This is a genomic window from Chryseobacterium sp. B21-037, assembly GCF_028570785.1.
In the GTDB taxonomy this organism is placed as follows: Bacteria; Bacteroidota; Bacteroidia; order Flavobacteriales; family Weeksellaceae; genus Chryseobacterium; species Chryseobacterium proteolyticum.
Genome location: NZ_JALGCB010000001.1, coordinates 1,832,095 through 1,850,238, shown reverse-complemented (window position 1 = coordinate 1,850,238; position 18,144 = coordinate 1,832,095). Strand labels below are relative to the sequence as shown.

Annotated in this window: 17 protein-coding genes and 2 pseudogenes; 14 read left to right on the top strand and 5 right to left on the bottom strand. The window is 36.9% G+C overall.

Translation table 11 applies throughout. From position 1 onward, the window contains the following. The first annotated feature begins 2 nt into the window (after positions 1-2). The 6 genes from MTQ00_RS08215 to MTQ00_RS08190 all read left to right on the top strand — a co-directional run bounded on the left by MTQ00_RS08215 (position 3) and on the right by MTQ00_RS08190 (position 7,254). Positions 3-449, top strand: coding sequence for an HAD domain-containing protein (locus tag MTQ00_RS08215; RefSeq protein WP_273648403.1), 447 nt, complete (start codon positions 3-5; stop codon positions 447-449). A 234-nt stretch (positions 450-683) separates the two neighbouring features. Then, a complete protein-coding gene (locus tag MTQ00_RS08210) occupies positions 684-974 on the top strand; it encodes an RNase A-like domain-containing protein (RefSeq protein WP_273648402.1) in 291 nt (96 codons plus the stop codon). Positions 975-1,457: 483 nt separating this feature from the next. Further along, positions 1,458-2,231 (top strand): hypothetical protein, encoded by a 774-nt coding sequence (locus MTQ00_RS08205; protein ID WP_273648401.1) that lies wholly within the window; start codon positions 1,458-1,460, stop codon positions 2,229-2,231. Positions 2,232-2,413: 182 nt separating this feature from the next. After that, entirely contained in the window at positions 2,414-4,918 is a 2,505-nt protein-coding gene (locus MTQ00_RS08200) for a PIG-L family deacetylase (protein ID WP_273648400.1), read from the top strand. 100 nt (positions 4,919-5,018) lie between these two features. After that, complete coding sequence (locus MTQ00_RS08195) at positions 5,019-6,710, top strand: sodium:solute symporter (protein ID WP_273648399.1); 1,692 nt, start codon at positions 5,019-5,021, stop codon at positions 6,708-6,710. A 25-nt stretch (positions 6,711-6,735) separates the two neighbouring features. After that, positions 6,736-7,254 (top strand): DUF2911 domain-containing protein, encoded by a 519-nt coding sequence (locus tag MTQ00_RS08190; protein ID WP_172279045.1) that lies wholly within the window; start codon positions 6,736-6,738, stop codon positions 7,252-7,254. Positions 7,255-7,395: 141 nt separating this feature from the next. Here MTQ00_RS08190 and MTQ00_RS08185 read toward each other — a convergent pair whose 3' ends face one another. From MTQ00_RS08185 to MTQ00_RS08165, 5 genes are all read right to left on the bottom strand, one after another. Further along, positions 7,396-7,995: a hypothetical protein gene (locus tag MTQ00_RS08185; RefSeq protein ID WP_273648398.1), complete on the bottom strand. Its 600-nt coding sequence runs from the start codon at positions 7,993-7,995 to the stop codon at positions 7,396-7,398. Positions 7,996-8,261: 266 nt separating this feature from the next. Then, on the bottom strand, positions 8,262-8,666 hold the full coding sequence (locus MTQ00_RS08180) for a VOC family protein (RefSeq protein WP_273648397.1): 405 nt from the start codon (positions 8,664-8,666) through the stop codon (positions 8,262-8,264). 9 nt (positions 8,667-8,675) lie between these two features. Continuing rightward, the gene (locus MTQ00_RS08175) at positions 8,676-9,125 is read right to left on the bottom strand and encodes an SRPBCC family protein (RefSeq protein ID WP_273648396.1); all 450 of its coding nucleotides are present in this window, start codon (positions 9,123-9,125) and stop codon (positions 8,676-8,678) included. 56 nt (positions 9,126-9,181) lie between these two features. Next, positions 9,182-9,595: a DoxX family protein gene (locus MTQ00_RS08170; RefSeq protein WP_273648395.1), complete on the bottom strand. Its 414-nt coding sequence runs from the start codon at positions 9,593-9,595 to the stop codon at positions 9,182-9,184. A 20-nt stretch (positions 9,596-9,615) separates the two neighbouring features. Then, the gene (locus MTQ00_RS08165; protein WP_273648394.1) at positions 9,616-10,041 is read right to left on the bottom strand and encodes an SRPBCC family protein; all 426 of its coding nucleotides are present in this window, start codon (positions 10,039-10,041) and stop codon (positions 9,616-9,618) included. Positions 10,042-10,174: 133 nt separating this feature from the next. Between MTQ00_RS08165 and MTQ00_RS22375 the strand changes: the two are divergent. From MTQ00_RS22375 to MTQ00_RS08125, 8 genes and pseudogenes are all read left to right on the top strand, one after another. Next, positions 10,175-10,645: pseudogene (locus MTQ00_RS22375) on the top strand (DJ-1/PfpI family protein); the annotation flags it as partial. Positions 10,646-10,732: 87 nt separating this feature from the next. Beyond that, positions 10,733-11,142, top strand: a pseudogene (locus MTQ00_RS22370) (GlxA family transcriptional regulator). Positions 11,143-11,412: 270 nt separating this feature from the next. Then, the gene (locus MTQ00_RS08150; protein ID WP_273648391.1) at positions 11,413-11,955 is read left to right on the top strand and encodes a peptidoglycan-binding protein LysM; all 543 of its coding nucleotides are present in this window, start codon (positions 11,413-11,415) and stop codon (positions 11,953-11,955) included. A 202-nt stretch (positions 11,956-12,157) separates the two neighbouring features. After that, complete coding sequence (locus MTQ00_RS08145) at positions 12,158-12,703, top strand: peptidoglycan-binding protein LysM (RefSeq protein ID WP_172279031.1); 546 nt, start codon at positions 12,158-12,160, stop codon at positions 12,701-12,703. A 453-nt stretch (positions 12,704-13,156) separates the two neighbouring features. Continuing rightward, positions 13,157-13,702, top strand: a complete 546-nt coding sequence (locus MTQ00_RS08140; RefSeq protein ID WP_172279029.1) for a peptidoglycan-binding protein LysM — start codon at positions 13,157-13,159, stop codon at positions 13,700-13,702. Between the two features lie 200 nt (positions 13,703-13,902). Continuing rightward, positions 13,903-14,448, top strand: a complete 546-nt coding sequence (locus MTQ00_RS08135) for a peptidoglycan-binding protein LysM (RefSeq protein WP_273648390.1) — start codon at positions 13,903-13,905, stop codon at positions 14,446-14,448. Positions 14,449-14,528: 80 nt separating this feature from the next. Next, on the top strand, positions 14,529-15,329 hold the full coding sequence (locus MTQ00_RS08130; RefSeq protein ID WP_273648389.1) for an Fn3-like domain-containing protein: 801 nt from the start codon (positions 14,529-14,531) through the stop codon (positions 15,327-15,329). Positions 15,330-15,338: 9 nt separating this feature from the next. Then, positions 15,339-18,143 carry a hypothetical protein gene (locus MTQ00_RS08125; RefSeq protein WP_273648388.1) on the top strand — a complete coding sequence of 935 codons (2,805 nt, stop codon included), beginning with the start codon at positions 15,339-15,341 and terminating at the stop codon, positions 18,141-18,143. The last annotated feature ends 1 nt before the right edge of the window (position 18,144 follow it).

Genomic DNA, 18,144 nt, shown 5'->3' with positions numbered 1-18,144 from the left:
TTATGAGGCTTTTTTTAGACATTGATGGTGTAATGGTTCACGCTAATCCATATAAAAAAGTGGAGATGGAAGAAGATGGATTTTATAAATTTAATGCAAATGCTATTGATGTTATAAATTCAATTGATGATTTAGAAATAATTTTATCAACTTCACATAGATTTAGATTTGATATTCAAGAATGGGAAAATATTTTTCAGAGGAGAAATATTAAATTTAAAGAAATATCTATTATGAATTTAAAATTAGATTCCAAATTTTCAAGAAGAGAGGAAATAGAAAAATGGATAAATGATAATAAAATTGATCCTGATGATTTAATTATAATAGATGATGATAAGTCATTAAATGGGTTACCAGATAATTTAAAAAGAAGATTAATTTTAACAGATCCTTATATAGGTTTGAATAACGCTGCTCTCCAAAATTTGCAACTTCGGAACAGATAACAAAAAAACTTCCCTCTGCTGGCGCGAGCGTCACGCTCGTGCCCGAATAAAGACTAACAATCTATATAAAAATCCGAGAAGGTACACTTTCTCGGATTTTATTTTAGTATTTAAGATTAATGGGCCTGAAAGTAGCCTTATAACAGAAATATACAAATGGAAATATGGTAGTGTAAGAAACTACTGTAATGATGACCAGAAAATTCTGGAAATAGATTTAAATTTGTGATGTGAATGGCAACGAGCGTTACGCCCGCACCAGCGGAGGCTAGTACCTTTACTAATGAAGCAGTAGCGGAATCGGTTATTAGATCGACAATAAGAAGCAATCGAACGGCAATTAAATCTTGGCTAAAAGGCAGTAACTCCGTGGATAACTTAGTTTTAGAGTATAATGGAGTGAATAATATAGGCCGAGGAATCATGAGAAATACTGGTATTATTAACGAATTAAATAATGCAAGAATAGTACTTAAATCTAATGGTAGTGGAAATTATTTTATATTAACAGCATTTCCAAAATAAAATAAAATGAATTTAAAAAAGATTATCCAAATCTATTTCAGTTTTTTGTAGGATATTTTCCAGATGTAGATTTTGAAGATCTTACGGATGAACAAATTGTCTCAAATTATGTTTTAAAACATAAAGAGTTAAATAATCATCAAAAGATTGATAGTCTAAAAATAGATATTGACGGGTTAATTGGTGATATACTTTCTTACTGGCAAGAAGTTGGAGATGAAGCTAATCGTTATTTTGAAAACTCTAATGATGCTTTAGAATGGTTAATGATGATAAAAAAAGAATTGAATGGCTAATTTTGACTTTTATCACTAACGAATAAATAGATCCGAGAAGGTATACTTTCTCGGATTTTTATTTTAGTATTTGAAAGACTGAAAGTATTTTTTTGTGGAATCTTATAATTGAAATTTAATACTACAAAAAATTACCATAAAGATGATCAGGGAATTTTGGTAGTACGTTTAAATTTGTAATGTATGAATGGGCAATGAGCGTGACGCTATTGAATTTAATAATGCCATATTTTTTCTATATTTAGGAGAAGTATATAGTAAATACAAAATGCTCGTAAACTCAATACCTCCGGATGGAGGCATGTTATACAAAGAAACCGATATGGCTCAGTTTTTTCCTGAGCCTTTCAATGCAATAACTGCTGTATTTTTTTTAGCCATAGCCATTTTCTGGACCATTAAATTGAAGGGTCGTTTTAAAGAATATCCTTTTTTAACCTACTGTTTAGTTTTATTGTACATTGGTGCAATAGGCGGAACTATTTACCATTCTTTCAGGCAATGGCCGGTATTTGTCATGATGGATTGGATGCCCATTATGCTGCTTTGTCTGTCTGCCGGATTTTATTTTATAGCAAAGAGCACCAGATGGTACTATGCTGTTGTAATGGTTATTGTCTATGTGATCCTTATGTTGGGTTTGAGAAATTGGATTTTGGTCGATAACGTTGCTCTCTTTATCAACATCAATTATGCGATCATGGCTTCATTTGTACTTTTCTCGGTAGTAAGGTACTTGATGTATACAAAGTGGAAAGCCGGAAAATGGGTGGGTTTTGCTTTATTGTCGTTTGTTTTCGCACTTATTTTCCGTATCGCTGATCAGTGGGGGTGGTTGAGTTTCGGAACCCACTTTTTATGGCATACTTTCGGAGCGGCAGCCACATTTTGCATGTTTAATTATATTTATCTTACGCAGAATACAATGAGAAAAAAAATAAAGAGTTTACATTTTCTTTGAATTCTAATTCATTCATAAGTGTGTTTAAACTTAACCAAAAAATCACAAAAGTTTTATCATTTAAACCTCTTCGGTTTGTGGTTTAATAAAAATTCAAACATTTTTTTGTGAAATTCACAGTGTGATTCTTTTACGTTTGCAAGAAAGATGATTTACTTATATTTGTCGCAAAGCAAATTTAAATGTTCAAAAAAGTAAGCGCTGTATTTATTCTTGGCTTTTATACGGTTTTTTGTTCGGCCCAACAGGTTCGGCCTTCCCAATCATCTGAAATTTACCGTGAACTCAAAACACTTAAACATCTCCCTAAAGTTTTATACCTTGCGGCTCATCCCGATGATGAAAATACAGGATTGCTTTCGTGGCTAATCAACGATCAGAATGTAGAAACGGGCTACTTGTCTTTGACAAGAGGTGATGGGGGGCAGAATTTATTAGGGACAGAGCAGGGAGCTGCATTGGGTTTAATCAGAACGCATGAGCTTTTGGAGGCAAGAAAATTAGACGGTGCCCAACAGTTTTTTACCCGGGCCATTGATTTCGGGTTTTCTAAAAATACGACCGATACTTTCAAACAATGGGATGAAAATAGCATTATCGCTGACGTAGTTTGGGGCATCCGTCAATTCCGTCCGGATGTTATCATTTGTCGATTTCCTCCAACTGCAGCAGCAGGCCACGGACAACATGCGGCTTCGGCCGTGGTTGCGGAAAAAGCCTTCAGGCTGGCAGGTGATAAAACTGCTTTTCCGGATCAATTAAAATATGTGAATGTATGGCAACCCAAACGCGTATTGTGGAATACTTTCCGGTTTGGTGGGGTTAATACAACTTCTGAAAATCAACTGAAAATTACCGTTGGGCAATATGATCCGCTGCTGGGAATGGGCTATGGTGAACTGGCAGGATTAAGCAGAAGCCTACATAAAAGCCAGGGAGCAGGAACACAGTCTGTAGCCGGAATCAGAACTGAATATTTTTCTCATGTTATCGGAGAGCCTGCAAAAGCAACACTTTTTGACGGAGTCGTTAAAACCTGGACCTCAAAAGGAAACGCTGACATTGACCTGGCCTTAGATCAAATTATTTCTACCTTCAATTTCAATAATCCTGATCTGAGTTTACCCGCTTTGCTTGCCTTACGAAAAAAGGTTATGGCAGTTCAGGATGCAGACCTGAAAAAGGATAAAATTAAATCTCTCGACCATATCATTCTGAGCTGTGCCGGATTTATGGGCGAGGTGGTGACGAATCAGGCCGAGGCCGTAGCCGGGGACCATTATAATTTCAGGTTAAATCTGATTTCAAGAGCTGCTGATCCTGTTGTTTTAGAAAATGTACAATGGTTACATCAATCAGAAAGCTTCAATAGAAAACTGTCAAAAGATTCTTTAATTACCATTCAGCATAACATTCAGATTCCTGCAGATGCGGCACTTACAGAACCTTACTGGTTGGCAAAACCTCCCGCCAACGCAGCAACTTTCTCTGTTCCGAATGATACTTTAATTGGTTTGCCTGAGGCGGAGTCATCCCTGAATGTGTTGCTTGGTTTAAAAATAGGCTCGGAAAAGTTTCGGGTTAAACTTCCTTTATCTTTTAAGAAATTAGATCCGGTACGTGGTGATGTGGTCGAAGGCCTGCGTATTGTTCCAGCATTGGAACTGAAATTTATACAACCCCTGTATGTGGTTAAAGAAAATGAAGATTTGCATTTGAGTTTAAATGTTAAGGTGAATTCCAGCAAAAACTTCAATAAAGGTATCCTCAATCTCATGTATAACGGAGAGCGAGTAGGTAACGCGGATATTAGTTCGCTCAATGGAAAAGATACTACCATCGATTATGTTATTCCAAAAACGAAACTGGCTTCAATTAATTCATCCCGCTTGCAACTGGAAGCCAATTTTGTTGCAGATGGAGTTACGTATAATAAAAAGCAAATATTAATTCAGTATCCGCATTTACCTTCCTTACAATATTTTGCACCTGCCACTGTAACCGTCATGAAAGGCGATATTCAGGCGAAGGTTAAAAAAGTGGGGTATATAGAAGGTGCAGGTGATTTCATTCCTGACTTCCTACGCATTGCAGGTATCCAGGTAGACGTCCTGAAAGATGAAGATTTTTATGGCAATATAGATGAGTCTGCCGGAAACGGGAGTCAGAGCAAGCTGTCGCAATACGATGCCATCGTACTTGGGGTTCGCGCTAATAACACAGAGAAAAAACTGGGTCGCTGGATGCCTTTTCTATGGTCTTATGTAAAAACAGGAGGTAATCTGGTGATGCAGTATAACACCAACCAGGATACAACCGTTGATAAATTGGGGATATACAATTTCAGTATTGCCAATAAACGGGTTACCGAAGAAAATGCTGCGGTTACGTTTTTAAACCCTGATCATAAGTTACTGAACTTTCCAAACAAAATTACTCCGGATGATTTTAAAGGCTGGGTGCAGGAGCGTGGTGCCTATTTCCCTGCACAATGGGATGCAGCGTATGAACCGCTTTTTGAAATGCACGATACCGATGAAGAGCCTCTTCAGGGATCTACTTTATATGCCAAATACGGTAAGGGTAATTTTATCTATACGCCGTTGGCATTTTTCAGACAGCTGCCTTCAGGGAATGTGGGGGCGGCACGTTTATTTTTTAATTTTTTAAGTGCACAGAAAAACTGATGAACAAACAACTTAAAAACTGGAATATCTGGTACATACTATTAGCAGTAGCATTAGTATTCCAGATCGCATTTTATTATTGGTTTACTAAATTCTGGGCATGAGTAATATAGATTGGACAGTTCTCATTTTTACACTGGTTGCAGTGGTGGTTTACGGCGTATTCATCGGCCGGGGCCAAAAAAACAACGAATCCTACCTGAAGGCAGATAATAAAATGCCGTGGTACATTGTGCTGATAGGTATTATGGCTACGCAGGCTAGTGCCATTACATTTCTTTCAGCACCGGGCCAGGCCTATACTGACGGTATGCGTTTCGTTCAGTATTACTTTGGTTTGCCTTTGGCGATGATCGTTATCTGTATTACCTTCATCCCTATTTTTCAGCGCCTGAATGTGTATACGGCCTATGAATATTTAGAAAACCGTTTTGATAAGAAAACAAGGGTACTCACTTCATTGCTTTTTCTTTTTTCCAGGGGTTTGTCAACAGGAATCAGCATTTACGCGCCGAGTATCATCTTATCAAGCGTTTTAAACTGGAATATTTATTTGACCAATGTTTTAACGGGCGGCATTCTGTTGATTTATACCTATGTTGGCGGTGCAAAAGCGATCGCTCACACGCAAAAATTGCAGTTTCTCATTATTTTGGGAACAATGGCTTTTGCTGGGTATCTGCTTATCGAGAATATGCCGAACGGAATCGGTTTTAAGGATGCGTTGTATCTGGCGGGGAAATCAGGCAAGCTCAATGTCATTACCACAGAATTCGACTGGAAAGACAAATACAATATCTGGAGTGGATTGATTGGCGGTTTTTTCCTGGCTCTTTCTTACTTCGGGACGGACCAGAGTCAGGTCGGGAGGTATATTACGGCCAAAGACAATACCAATGCAAAAATGGGTTTGCTGTTGAACGGATTGGTTAAAATTCCGATGCAGTTTGCCATTCTCCTGATCGGTGCCCTGCTTTTCGCGTTCTTTTCTCTGAAACCGGCTCCGATTTATTTTAATGAACGTTCTTATCAGTATTTAAAGGAAACAAAACCTGAACAGGCTGCGGTTTTTGAAAAAGAACATCAGGATTTGCAAATAAAATTTAACGCAGAATCAAAAGAAATTTTAAAGCTAAAAGAAACTCATTCTCCCCGGCTCAACAAAACAATTCAGGATTTTAAAAATACGCAAACTGAGGTAAAAGCATTGCACGGAAGGGTAGAGGAAGCAATTAATAAATCAAATTATAATGCAGAGAAAACGGATACGAATTACATTTTCCTGTATTTCGTAAAAAATAACCTGCCTGTAGGAATGATCGGTTTACTGTTTGCCGTCATTTTTCTGGCAAGCTGGGGTTCCATTTCGGCAGCACTGAACTCCCTCGCCGCCTGCTCATTAAAAGATGTTCATCTGATATTCAGAAAAGATATTCCTGATGAGAAAACCGAATTGAAATACAGTCGCCTGCACACTTTGGCCTGGGGCATTTTCTCCATCGGGGTAGCCATGTTTGCCACGCAAATGGGTTCGCTTATCGAAGCGGTGAATGTATTGGGGTCTCTTTTCTACGGCCCGATTTTAGGGATTTTTCTGGTTGCATTTTATTATAAGAAAATCAACGGCGCGAATGTATTTATTTCTGCCATTGTATCAGAAATTACTGTAATTGCCGTTTACCAGTTGGATATCATTTCTTTCCTCTGGCTTAATGTAATCGGCGCAGTGGCAGTCGTTATATTTTCTGCAATTGGTTTAGTGTTTTATAAGCCGAAAGATGTAAATTCGTAAACAACAAATAAACAAACAAATTATTATGAAAACAATGATTAAATCTGTTACTGTAGTTTTTGCTGCAATGACGCTTTCAGTAAATGCTTTTGCACAGGACACTAAAAAGCCTGCCAGCCCTCCGGCTACTGCTACAGGAAAAATCAAAGATGCCACCATTACCATAAACTATAGCAGTCCTTCTGTTAAAGGGCGTACCATCTGGGGTGGTTTAGAAGCTTACGATAAAGTTTGGCGTGCGGGAGCTAATGAAGCAACTACTTTTGAAACGGATAAAAATATTACTGTTCAGGGTAAACCGCTGCCTGCAGGGAAATACAGCTTCTTCCTGATTCCTAAAGAAAGTGGAACATGGACTGCGATTTTCAACAAAGAGCCGAAACAATGGGGTGCTTACAAATATGAACAGGCAAAAGATGCTTTACGTGTTGATGTAAAAACAAAAGCTTTACCGGCAACACAGGAAAATTTAGTGTATAAAATCAACAGTAATGGATTCACAATGGATTGGGATAAAATCTCGGTTCCTGTGGAGATCAAATAAATTGAGATACAAGAACAAAAAATCCCGGATCATCCGGGATTTTTTTTGTTTAAATTGATCGTATAACAAACATCACTATTATAAATTTCAGTGATATAGTCCTTCTTGTTTTGCAATAACTTTATAATGTGATCAATTACTTTAATTATTTTTTGGGATTACTTCAAGACCGTTTATTTTTCCAACAGGGGCAATTTTAATATGTTTATCTCCTTTGGTCACATAAAAATAATAGGTACTGTTAATATCGATCATATAGATTTCAGTTGGTCCTTCAGATTCTGAAGTGATGGTATAATTGTATTTCAGGTTTTGAGTGTCAATTCTTTTTTTTATCATGCGACCCTGGCCTATTCCAAGACCGACAAACAATGCGAGGAGTTCAATGGAGACAAGTATTGAAAAAATCGGGATCATGATTTTTTTCAGCTCCGTCTTATCTGTTTCAGGGTTTATTTTATAATTTCCTAACAGCTTTTTGCTCCAGCTTTTCTCTCTATTCTTTACAAGGATTACCTGCAATAAAAAGAAAATGAGCACAACAGAAAAAATAACGATTATCAAAATCGGACTGGAGGCCATGTCAGCAATCGGACTTATAAGAATATCTGTTATGGACGAGTATTTCAAAATATTAATATCTAATTGATAAAAAAGGATACTTTCCTTTAAAAGTCCAAGAATAATAAGATATAAATATCCCAATGGCAATAATCCCTGAATTTTTTCTAAATATTTCATGCAACTAAGATATTATTTTTATGACTACAGAATGTGTAATACTTAATTAATTTTTATGTTGATGATTAAACCTCACGGAAATATTATTGATTATGTTTCTACTTATGGGATGATCAAAATACAATTCAAACGAATGATATAATCTTGCTTTCTGATGCCTATTTTTTGAGTTATACTGAAATACGAAATCGGCGAGTTTGAGGTTGGATTTGTAAAAAATCTATCAAAGTTTAATTTGATAGATTTTATCCTTAATTTTTTTACTTTTAATAAGCTACCCCCAATATCCACCGAACCCCAAAAAGATCTGTTATTTCGATGAACCGTTGTTTTTCCACCTCCGGAGAAGAACTTTCTTTATCTTTAGCAAGCCGCATTATAAGCCTAGACCGTTCGGATGCATCCTGACAGGGAAAATAAATTGCAAGTTGGTTGCCCGTTTGGTAACCTTCATCATGAACAAGGTCGGAACCATGAAGAACAATTCGTTCAGAAATTAGAGAACCACTAATCACCGGTTTATTGTAATATTGATTCAGAGGTATTTCCAGTAATTCAAAAAAAAGTTCTCCTCCAAAACAGGATTGATAAAAGGTAAATGCTTCTTTACAGTTTCCTGTTAACGTTATGAATACTCCAAATCTTGTAGATTCATTTTGATGGTTAAGCATATAGTTACGTTAAGCATCCGGAATTTCAGGCTCTACAAGCCTTTTTAATTTTTCAAGGGACTCCTGCCAGCCCAGATAGCACATTTCTGCAGGTATTTGTTCAGGAATACCGGTTTGTTCAATTCTGATTTCTGTTCCGCACGATACTTTGCCGAATGAGACTGTAGTAGTCATTTCTCCCTGCAAAGCCGGATTATCAAAGTGCTCAATATATTTAAGAAACTGCCCTTCTCTGATCTCAGTATAGGTACCACCGAAAGAATGTCCGTTACCAGTGCTGAAATTAATAAAAGTCATTTTAAACTGTCCGCCTTCTTTAAAATCTGCCTGCTGCACAGTGCATATAAATCCATAGGGTGGAATCCAGGAAGCATAAGCTGTTACATCGGCAAATGCGCGGAAAACTTTTTCCGGAGCTGCCTGGATTATTCTGTGTAATGAAACGCTGTTGTTTGTCATTTTTTCTGATTTTAGAGGTTTGAATATATTTTGTTTTTTTTTAATTATCCAAAGATTTATTGTACTGAAGGGATTTTATCATAGGAAGTGGCTAATTCTTCTTTTCGGACATTCCATTTCCGGAAGCGATAAGAGACCATCAGTACTGCCAAAAATACAAGTGGCATCAACATATATCCCGGATTACCGTCAACACATGCATGGCTTATAAAAGCAAATATCAGGTTAAAAGCCAGACCGGCATAGGCCCATTCTTTTATTTTATCAGGTACCTTATTAAATGATATGGCCACAATTCCTAATATCTTACAGATAATTAATGCGTAGGCAAAATAGTCCGGATACCCCAGGGCTTTTGTTCCTGCATTTACATATTCGGATGCAAACAATAAAGTTGCAGCAGGCATAACGCCTTCCCAAAGGATCAGTACAATGGTAGCTGTCCAGAAAATTATTTTATTCTTTTTCATGTTTAAGGATTTAGTAATTATTAATTATTTGATGATTCTGCATATTTTACAAAATTGTCCAGAATAGCCTGCCAGCCCTGTTTCTGAAATTCGGGATCATTCTCGGTTTCAGGATCAAAGCTTGTTGTTATCAATGTTTTTCCGTTTTGTATATCGAAGATGGTAGAGGCTGTTCTTCCATCAGCCATGGTATAACTTATTTCCCTGTTTGGGTCAACCTTATCGTAAGTACCGGAGAAATCGAAACCGAAACTTCCATCCCTGGCTTCCATTCTGTTTGTAAATGTACCTCCGACTCTGAGATCATTATTACTACTGGGACAATGCCAGCTTGGGTGTGCCGAATTCCAGTTCATAATATCTTCCGGTGAATTCCACATTTTCCATACTTTTTCCACAGGAGCATTAACTTCGGCCTGTACCTGAATTTTTTGTTCGTTTTTCATTGTTTTAATTTTTTGTTGTTATTGTTATGACAAAGATCGAACAGATAATAAAAAAACGGGTGTTGTAAAAACGACAACCTAAGGGGTGGATTACGACAAAAATTATAAGTATCTTTATCACAAAATAAAAGGTATGCAGATATCAGTTTTTGTTCCTCAATATGGTACCATAGAAGCCATAACCCCGGCATTCAGGACTTTTCATACTGCGAATGAGTTTCTTTCCGTATTTGGGAAAAAGCCAATCTTTAAAGTAGAATATGTAGGATTAAATGAGTATGTTCCTGCTAATAGCGGAGAGTATACGATAAAGACAAACAGGCTCCTTCAGAACGTTACCCATACGGATCTGCTTATCATTCCTCCTACCTTTGGGGATATGGAGGAAGGCATAGCGGCAAATGCAGATGCAATTCCCTATTTCAGGAAACTTTATTTTGAAGGAACAAGCCTTGCCAGTTTATGTGTCGGAGCCTTCCTTCTTGCAGAAACAGGTCTTCTGGACGGCAGTAAATGCTCTACCCATTGGGCTTATATTAACGAGTTTAAAAATAGGTATCCGCAGATAGAAGTAGAAGACGGGGCCATTATAACAGAACATGATAATATTTACAGCAGTGGTGGAGCGAGCAGCTTATGGAACCTGATACTATATCTTGTAGAAAAATATTCCGACAGGGAAACTGCTATTATGATCTCAAAATATTTTGCCCTGGACATAAGCAGGGATAACCAGTCGCAATTTGCCATTTTCCGTGGTCAAAGAAGCCATACGGATGAACAGATTAAAAGTGTCCAGGATTTTATAGAAGATCATTATGAAGAGAAAATGACGGTTGAAGATCTTGCTGCCTATGCCGGTATAGGACGCCGTACCTTTGAAAGAAGGTTTAAGGATGCCACAAACAATACTCCTGTAGAATACATACAGCGGGTACGCATAGAGGCTGCTAAAAAGTTTTTGAAGCATCCCGGAAAAATGTTTCGGAAGTAATGTACGATGTAGGCTATACGGATACGAAGGCATTTCGTGATATTTTCAGAAAAATCACCGGACTTACCCCCATTGAATACCGGAATAAGTTTGCCAAAGTTTATTAGGCCATAGCATCAGATTTTTTTACAATAAGCCTGCAAAAGGTATTGATTATAGATACAATTTCAAAAGAGATTAATTTTTGCTCAACGAGAAAGTTACTAGTAAGGAGTTTAAGATTATAATATGAAATAACACTATCAGATTGAATATCTTTATGATAATACACTTAATAATGAAAAAGTCTTGGTAATGTCATATAATGTTATTAGCTTTATAATGAATTCTGAATTCTGAATGACAATATTATTACACCTCACTAAATTTATTTAATCATGAAAAAGCAAATCTTTATCGTTGCGTTGTCTCTGGGAGCAACTGCCTTAGGAACCCACCGGGTTATGGCACAAAATTCGGAGCAGGTGAGTACATCAGTCAATATTATTTTATCAGACGTTATTGCAATGGATATTGGCTCTGCTGCTTCAGAAGGTGCCGTAGATTTTAATTATGGGAGCACAAAAGATTATAATTCATCAAAAAATGTTACCGTTCCCAATAGTTTAGTCATTATTTCCTCTAAAAATTTTGATGTAAAAGTAAAATCTGAAGGGGCACACTTTGTAAATGGCGCAAACGTAATTCCTGTAGATATATTACAAGTAAAAGCGATACCAGGCGGAAGTTTGGTGGGAACTCTGAATGAGGTCACTTTATCTCCAAATGATCAGGTATTGGTGAGTAATGCAAGTTTGGGTACCAAACAGTCTTTAAATATTGCTTACTCTATTTCTGCGGAAAATGCATCCAAGGTACTTTTAGGAAAACCACAAGGAACTTATACACAAAAAATAACTTATACTGCCACTGCATTGTAAGTAAATATCAATTTTAAATAGAAAAGCCCTCGATACTACAAAAGTATCGAGGGCTTTTCATTTATCATATGAGTAAATCTTGTAGTTATTTTACTACATGAACTTCCGTTTTCCACTACAAAGAAACTTTTAGCACCACTATAAATTTGCAGTATACAAAAGATAACAATTAAGTAAAAAATAACAATAAAATATTACCACCATGAAAAAACAAATCGTAATCACAGCCTTAACTTTTGGAGCAATCATATTTGGAACTAACAATGTTCAAGCTCAAAATACAACTGCAACTACAACCGTAAACATTACTCTGAACGACGTAATATCTATTGACGCAGGAAGTACAGCCATTGGTAATACGGTTGATTTTAACTATGTTACTGCAGCAGACTATAATTCTGATCAGACGATTACTAAAGCCAACTCTTTAAAAGTAACTTCAACGAAGAACTTTAATGTTAAAGTAAAAGCAGGGGGTGCTAATTTCATGAATGGAACGAACTTAATCCCTGTCAATGTTTTGACCATCAAAGCAGCTACAGCTGCCGGAACCATGGGGGGAACAAAAAATGCTGTAGTTTTATCTGCAACGGATCAGAATTTAGTTACAAATGCCCCACTGGGAAGCGCATTAACACTGAATTTGGATTACACTATTCCAGCTGCTAAATCATCATCATCTGATATTTTAGGTAAACCGGCCGGAACTTATACTCAAACAGTAACTTATACTGCAACAGCTTTATAAATTAATTTTTCATATTAATATTTTGTGATTTGGTGTTTCGAAGGCTTCCTCAGGAGGCCTTTGATTTTATATGTATTGTACCGGTATAAATACAATTCAAAATCCGGGAATAAGTATCTGTCAGATGTAAGAGTAGAATCTTTGTTTTAAATAACAATGATAACACATTTACCAACCTGTAAATATTTTTTGTGAAAACCTAAATAAAATTATACGCAAACGGTAGTTTATATTGCGACAGCCTTATAATAGAAATTACAGGAATTTATATACGCCCTCAATAATTAGAAAGTGTTGAGGGCTTTACTATTTAAGTTAAATGAATAAACCTTGTAGTTATTTTACTACATGAACTTCCGTTTTCCACTACAAGGAAACTTTTACCGCCAATATAAATTTGCAGTATACAAAAGATAACAATTAAGTAAAAAATAACAATAAAATATTACTATCATGACAAGACAAATCGTAATCACAGCCTTAACTTTTGGAGCTATCATATTTGGAACTAACAATGTTCAAGCTCAAAATACAACTGCAACTACAACCGTAAACATTACCCTGAACGACGTAATATCTATCGACGCAGGAAGTACAGCCATTGGTAACACGGTTGATTTTAACTATGTTACTGCAGCAGACTATAATTCTGATCAGACGATTACTAAAGCCAACTCTTTAAAAGTAACTTCAACGAAGAACTTTAATGTTAAAGTAAAAGCAGGGGGTGCTAATTTCATGAATGGAACGAACTTAATCCCTGTCAATGTTTTAACCATCAAAGCAGCTACAGCTGCCGGAACCATGGGGGGAACAAAAAATGCTGTAGTTTTATCTGCAACGGATCAGAATTTAGTTACAAATGCCCCACTAGGAAGCGCATTAACACTGAATCTGGACTACACCATTCCAGCTGCAAAATCATCATCTTCTGATATTTTAGGTAAACCGGCCGGAACTTATACTCAAACAGTAACTTATACTGCGACTGCTTTATAATAAAACACAATTATATATAAATATGCCCTCAATACCGGTAAAGTGTTGAGGGTTTTTTATTCAAACCAGATGAATAATACTGTAGTTATTTTACTACATCAACTTCCTCTTTCCACTACAAAGAAACTTTTATCGCCACTGTAGATTTGTAGTGTTCAAAAGAGAGCAAATAAACAAGAATAAAAATTAATAATACTACCATGACAAAACAAATCGCAATCGCAGCCTTAACTATTGGAGCAATCATGTTAGGATCTAACAATGTTCAAACTCAAAATACAACCGCAACCACAACCGTAAACATTACCCTAAACGATGTAATCTCCATTGATGCAGGAAGTACTGCAATGGGAGGGACAGTTGCCTTTAACTATGTTACTGCAATGGACTATAATTCGGAAAAAACAGTGGCTCAGGCCTCGGCTTTGAAAATCACCTCAACGAAGAACTTTAATGTAAAGGTAAAAGCAGGTGGCCCGACTTTCGTCAATGGTTTAAACTCCATCCCTGTAGATGTTTTGACAATCAAAGCCGCAGCAGCTCCTGGAAATATGGGCGGAACAAAAACTGATGTGATTTTATCAGCAGGAGAAAAAACTTTAGTAGCAAACGCTCCTCTCGGAAGCGCATTAACACTGAATCTGGACTACACCATTCCAGCTGCAAAATCATCATCTTCTGATATTTTAGGTAAACCGGCCGGAACTTATACGCAAACAGTAACTTATACAGCGACTGCTTTATAATAAAATTTTTAGTTAGTAAAGGTCCATTTTGATGCGTTTTCAGTAGTTTTGGGAATCTTTATTATTAAACTATTTACACCATGCACAAGTTCATTTATCTTTTCATTTTCTTTATCCTCGCGGGATATTCCTCACTTCTGGCACAAAGTATTTCTATGTCGCCTACACGGTTGTTTTTTACAGGTAATCCAGGTGAAAAAGTAACAAAGACAGTCACGCTTCAAAACAGCTCCGATAAGGATTATGTTTTTAATCTCAACTATAAAGATTGGGTTAGAGAAGAAGACGGAAATAAGGTTTATCTTGAAGCAGGCAGTTCAAAAGCTTCCAATGCGTCCTGGATATCTACTTTAGAAAATACTGTAACAGTTCCTGCAAAAAGTACAAAGGAAATTGTAGTAACCATGCAGATTCCTGCAAATGCATCAAAGTCTGCCGTCACAAACAGCATGTTGTTTTTCACCCAACTTCCTCAGCAGGCTGATAAGGCACGTATTCAGAATGGTATTGGTATTATCACCTTATTTGAGGTGGGACTCCACATCTTTTATACTCCACCGGGTAACCACGTAAAAAGTTTGGATATTACCAATATTTCAGAAGCGAGTAATGAGAATGCAGCGAACAGAAAAGTCGCAGTAAGTATCCATAATGATGGAAACACCATCAATGATGCCACCGTTGAGTTTGAACTCACTAATACAGACAGTGGTAAGGAAATAAAATTACCCGCAATTTCCATCTCTATGCTTCCCGATACCAATCAGGTCGTTCAATTTTCCTTGCCAGAGAACATTTCAGGGAACTTCCTTGGCGTGGTTATTATCAAAATGGCAGAATCAAATGATTTACGCGTAGGAGAAAAAAACTTTAAATTTTAAAATTTAGTCTTGAAACCACAGAATGGAATACCGATATCATTGCTAAGAAGAACAATCTTATTTTTTGTAATTGTTTTTCTGCACTTTTCGTTGGCCTTTGCACAGGAAAAGAAGGATATTCAAATCCATTTTGAAAATGACAGCGTAGCTGTTGAGAAAGGTTCTACTTTTAGCAATTTCCTGGTTATTGAGAATAAAAGTTCTGAAGAGATTACCATTCAGAATATTGTACCCAAGGAAAAATATCCGGGATTGCTTTTCTATCCTAAAAATGATTTTATCTTAGGTGCGGGCCAGTCTAAAAATCTTCCTGTGAAACTGATCGCCAACGTGGATTTTATGAAACTTCGGTCCAATGAGATCCAATTCCAGATTTCGTACGTTACCCCGACGATCACCAGAACTGAAAATGCCTCTTTCTTCGTTACCAAAGGCGAGAACAAAAATGTCGCAATTTATACAGCTACATACGAAAATTTCATTAACCCTGCTGTGCCCGAATCCTCAATCCTGCTGACTGTAGAAAACCAAGGGTACAGTAAACGAACCGTTAAGATTGATTTGCAATCCATTCCCGATGGTTTGGAAATGATGCCAAAACAACAAACCGTATCTCTGGAGGGCTTAGAAAAACAAACGATTGAGATCAAAATTGCGGTCAGAAAACAGAATACAATTTATCCCGAATTTAATATTAATGCAATAGTCACAGATCTGCTTGATAATAAAATAATAGGAAGCAACACGCTCTATCTGGTCGTTTTATCGCACAACAGACAAATTGCCCGGGGAAACGAAGCGATGGGCGGAAGTAATTTTGCGGAAATTAGTTATAATGAAAACAGTTCAGGTTTCAATTATTTTCAATTGAGAGGAAATACAGCGTTTCGGGTGACAGATAATTTGAGATCGCGTTTCAATATTAGTGCAGATTACTATCATGAAGACGGCCGTTATAACTTCTATGATACCTGGCTGGAATTGGAGAGAAAAAATACCGTATTACGGGTGGGAAATGTTAATAGCAATGATTACGATTACCCGATTTTCGGTAGAGGAGGGAAAGTTTCTACGAAATTTGGTAAAAACAATCAGATTGAAATTCTTGCGCTTGAAAATAATTATAACTTGTATGGTACTTATTTCCAACAAACAAAAGGATCTACCATGGTGGGTGCAAAATATGGTTTTGGGAATGCTAAATCTTTCAACGGGAAAGTATCCTATATTTTCGACCATGATCCGCGCTTTAACATAGATACACAGGTAGCGAATGCAGTAACTTCATTGCTAATTAATGACAAACACACAATCCGCATGGAGATGGGCCTGAGCCACGAAGAAGGTCTTTCGAATAAAGATGAAAATGCTGGAGCTTTAATGGGAGCCAATTATGAGGGGAAAATAGGGAGATGGGATATACAATCTTTCAATTCCTTTGCCACTAAAAGCTATGCAGGGATCAAGCGGGGATCTTTTTTCTCAAATCAGCGAATCGGTCACCAATTTTCCGCTTCTCAACGCGCTTTTATACAATATCAGAATTCGCAGGTAGAACCTGAGTTCCTAAGTTTCCAAAGTGAGCCAATCCAACCGGGGAATACCGCTAATTTGCGCTATTATTTCAACAGTACAGAAGCTTTGGGGTTAGGCTATCAGTTTTCTTTAAAGAAGTGGAATTTTCTACTTTCTCCAAAGGTTGAAAACCAGAAAACAGCTAATTTTTATACATCACAGGAGCTTTTTTCATACAAGTTGGAAGCCAATATAAGCACGACATTAGGTGCTCATGGATTCAACCTAACGGCGGAATATTCTTATTCAAAAGAGAACAATAAACAGGACTGGTTCAACAGTCTGAAAACAACTTTATCTTACAGATATAAATCATTTTCCTTTAACGGAACTGCCCAATGGAATGCTACCAGTGTCTTTGATTTAACTTCTTATTACAATGCAGACCGTAATTTTGCCAACTACAATGTATACGCCTCGTATAATTTCCAGATGCTCAATCATAATCTGACCGGATCTTTTTCTGCCGGAGCCTTCTATTCGGAACTTTATAAAAATTTAAACAGCAATATTACCGGTAATCTGGAATATAAGATTTCGCCTTCCTGGTCCACCACAGGTTATTTTAATCTTTCCGGCTATAAATCTACGGCTGAATATGCAAGCAGCGGCAGTTATTACCAGTTCAGGGTGGGAATTAAAAAATATTTTACCACCGCTACGGCTCTAGGAAATCATAAAGTGGCATTCCAGTTCTTTGAAGATAAAAACTATAATGGACTTCTGGAGTCCGGTGAATCGGTACTTGCTAATGAAATTGTAAAACTGGACAATTATGTAGCGATGACGGATAAGAATGGAAAAGTAGTTTTTCAGAATGTTCCTGAAGGTACTTATACACTGAAGGTGAACGAAAGTGCGGGCTCCCGGTTGATGACGGATCCTGTCATTATGGTGCACAATAATATCAACCGCAAAGTGGGCTTGGTAAAAAACATCAGAGTAACTGGGAAATTAACGGAGATTAAACAAGCTTACGATACTGTAGAAACAGATGTAACAGGGATTGTAGTATATGCAAAAGGGGAAGATGGTAAAATTTATACCGCAGTGGTTAACCCAAAGAATGAGTTTGAGTTTTTCCTCAAAGACGGCAAGTATGATCTCTATATTGAAAATGACAAATACAGCTATACACAACCCACCCAAACCATTTTGGTGACAAAAGAAGGTTACTCAAAAACCGTGGTTTTTGAATACAAGAAGAAAGACACCATCATTAAGGTGAAAAAGTTTTAAA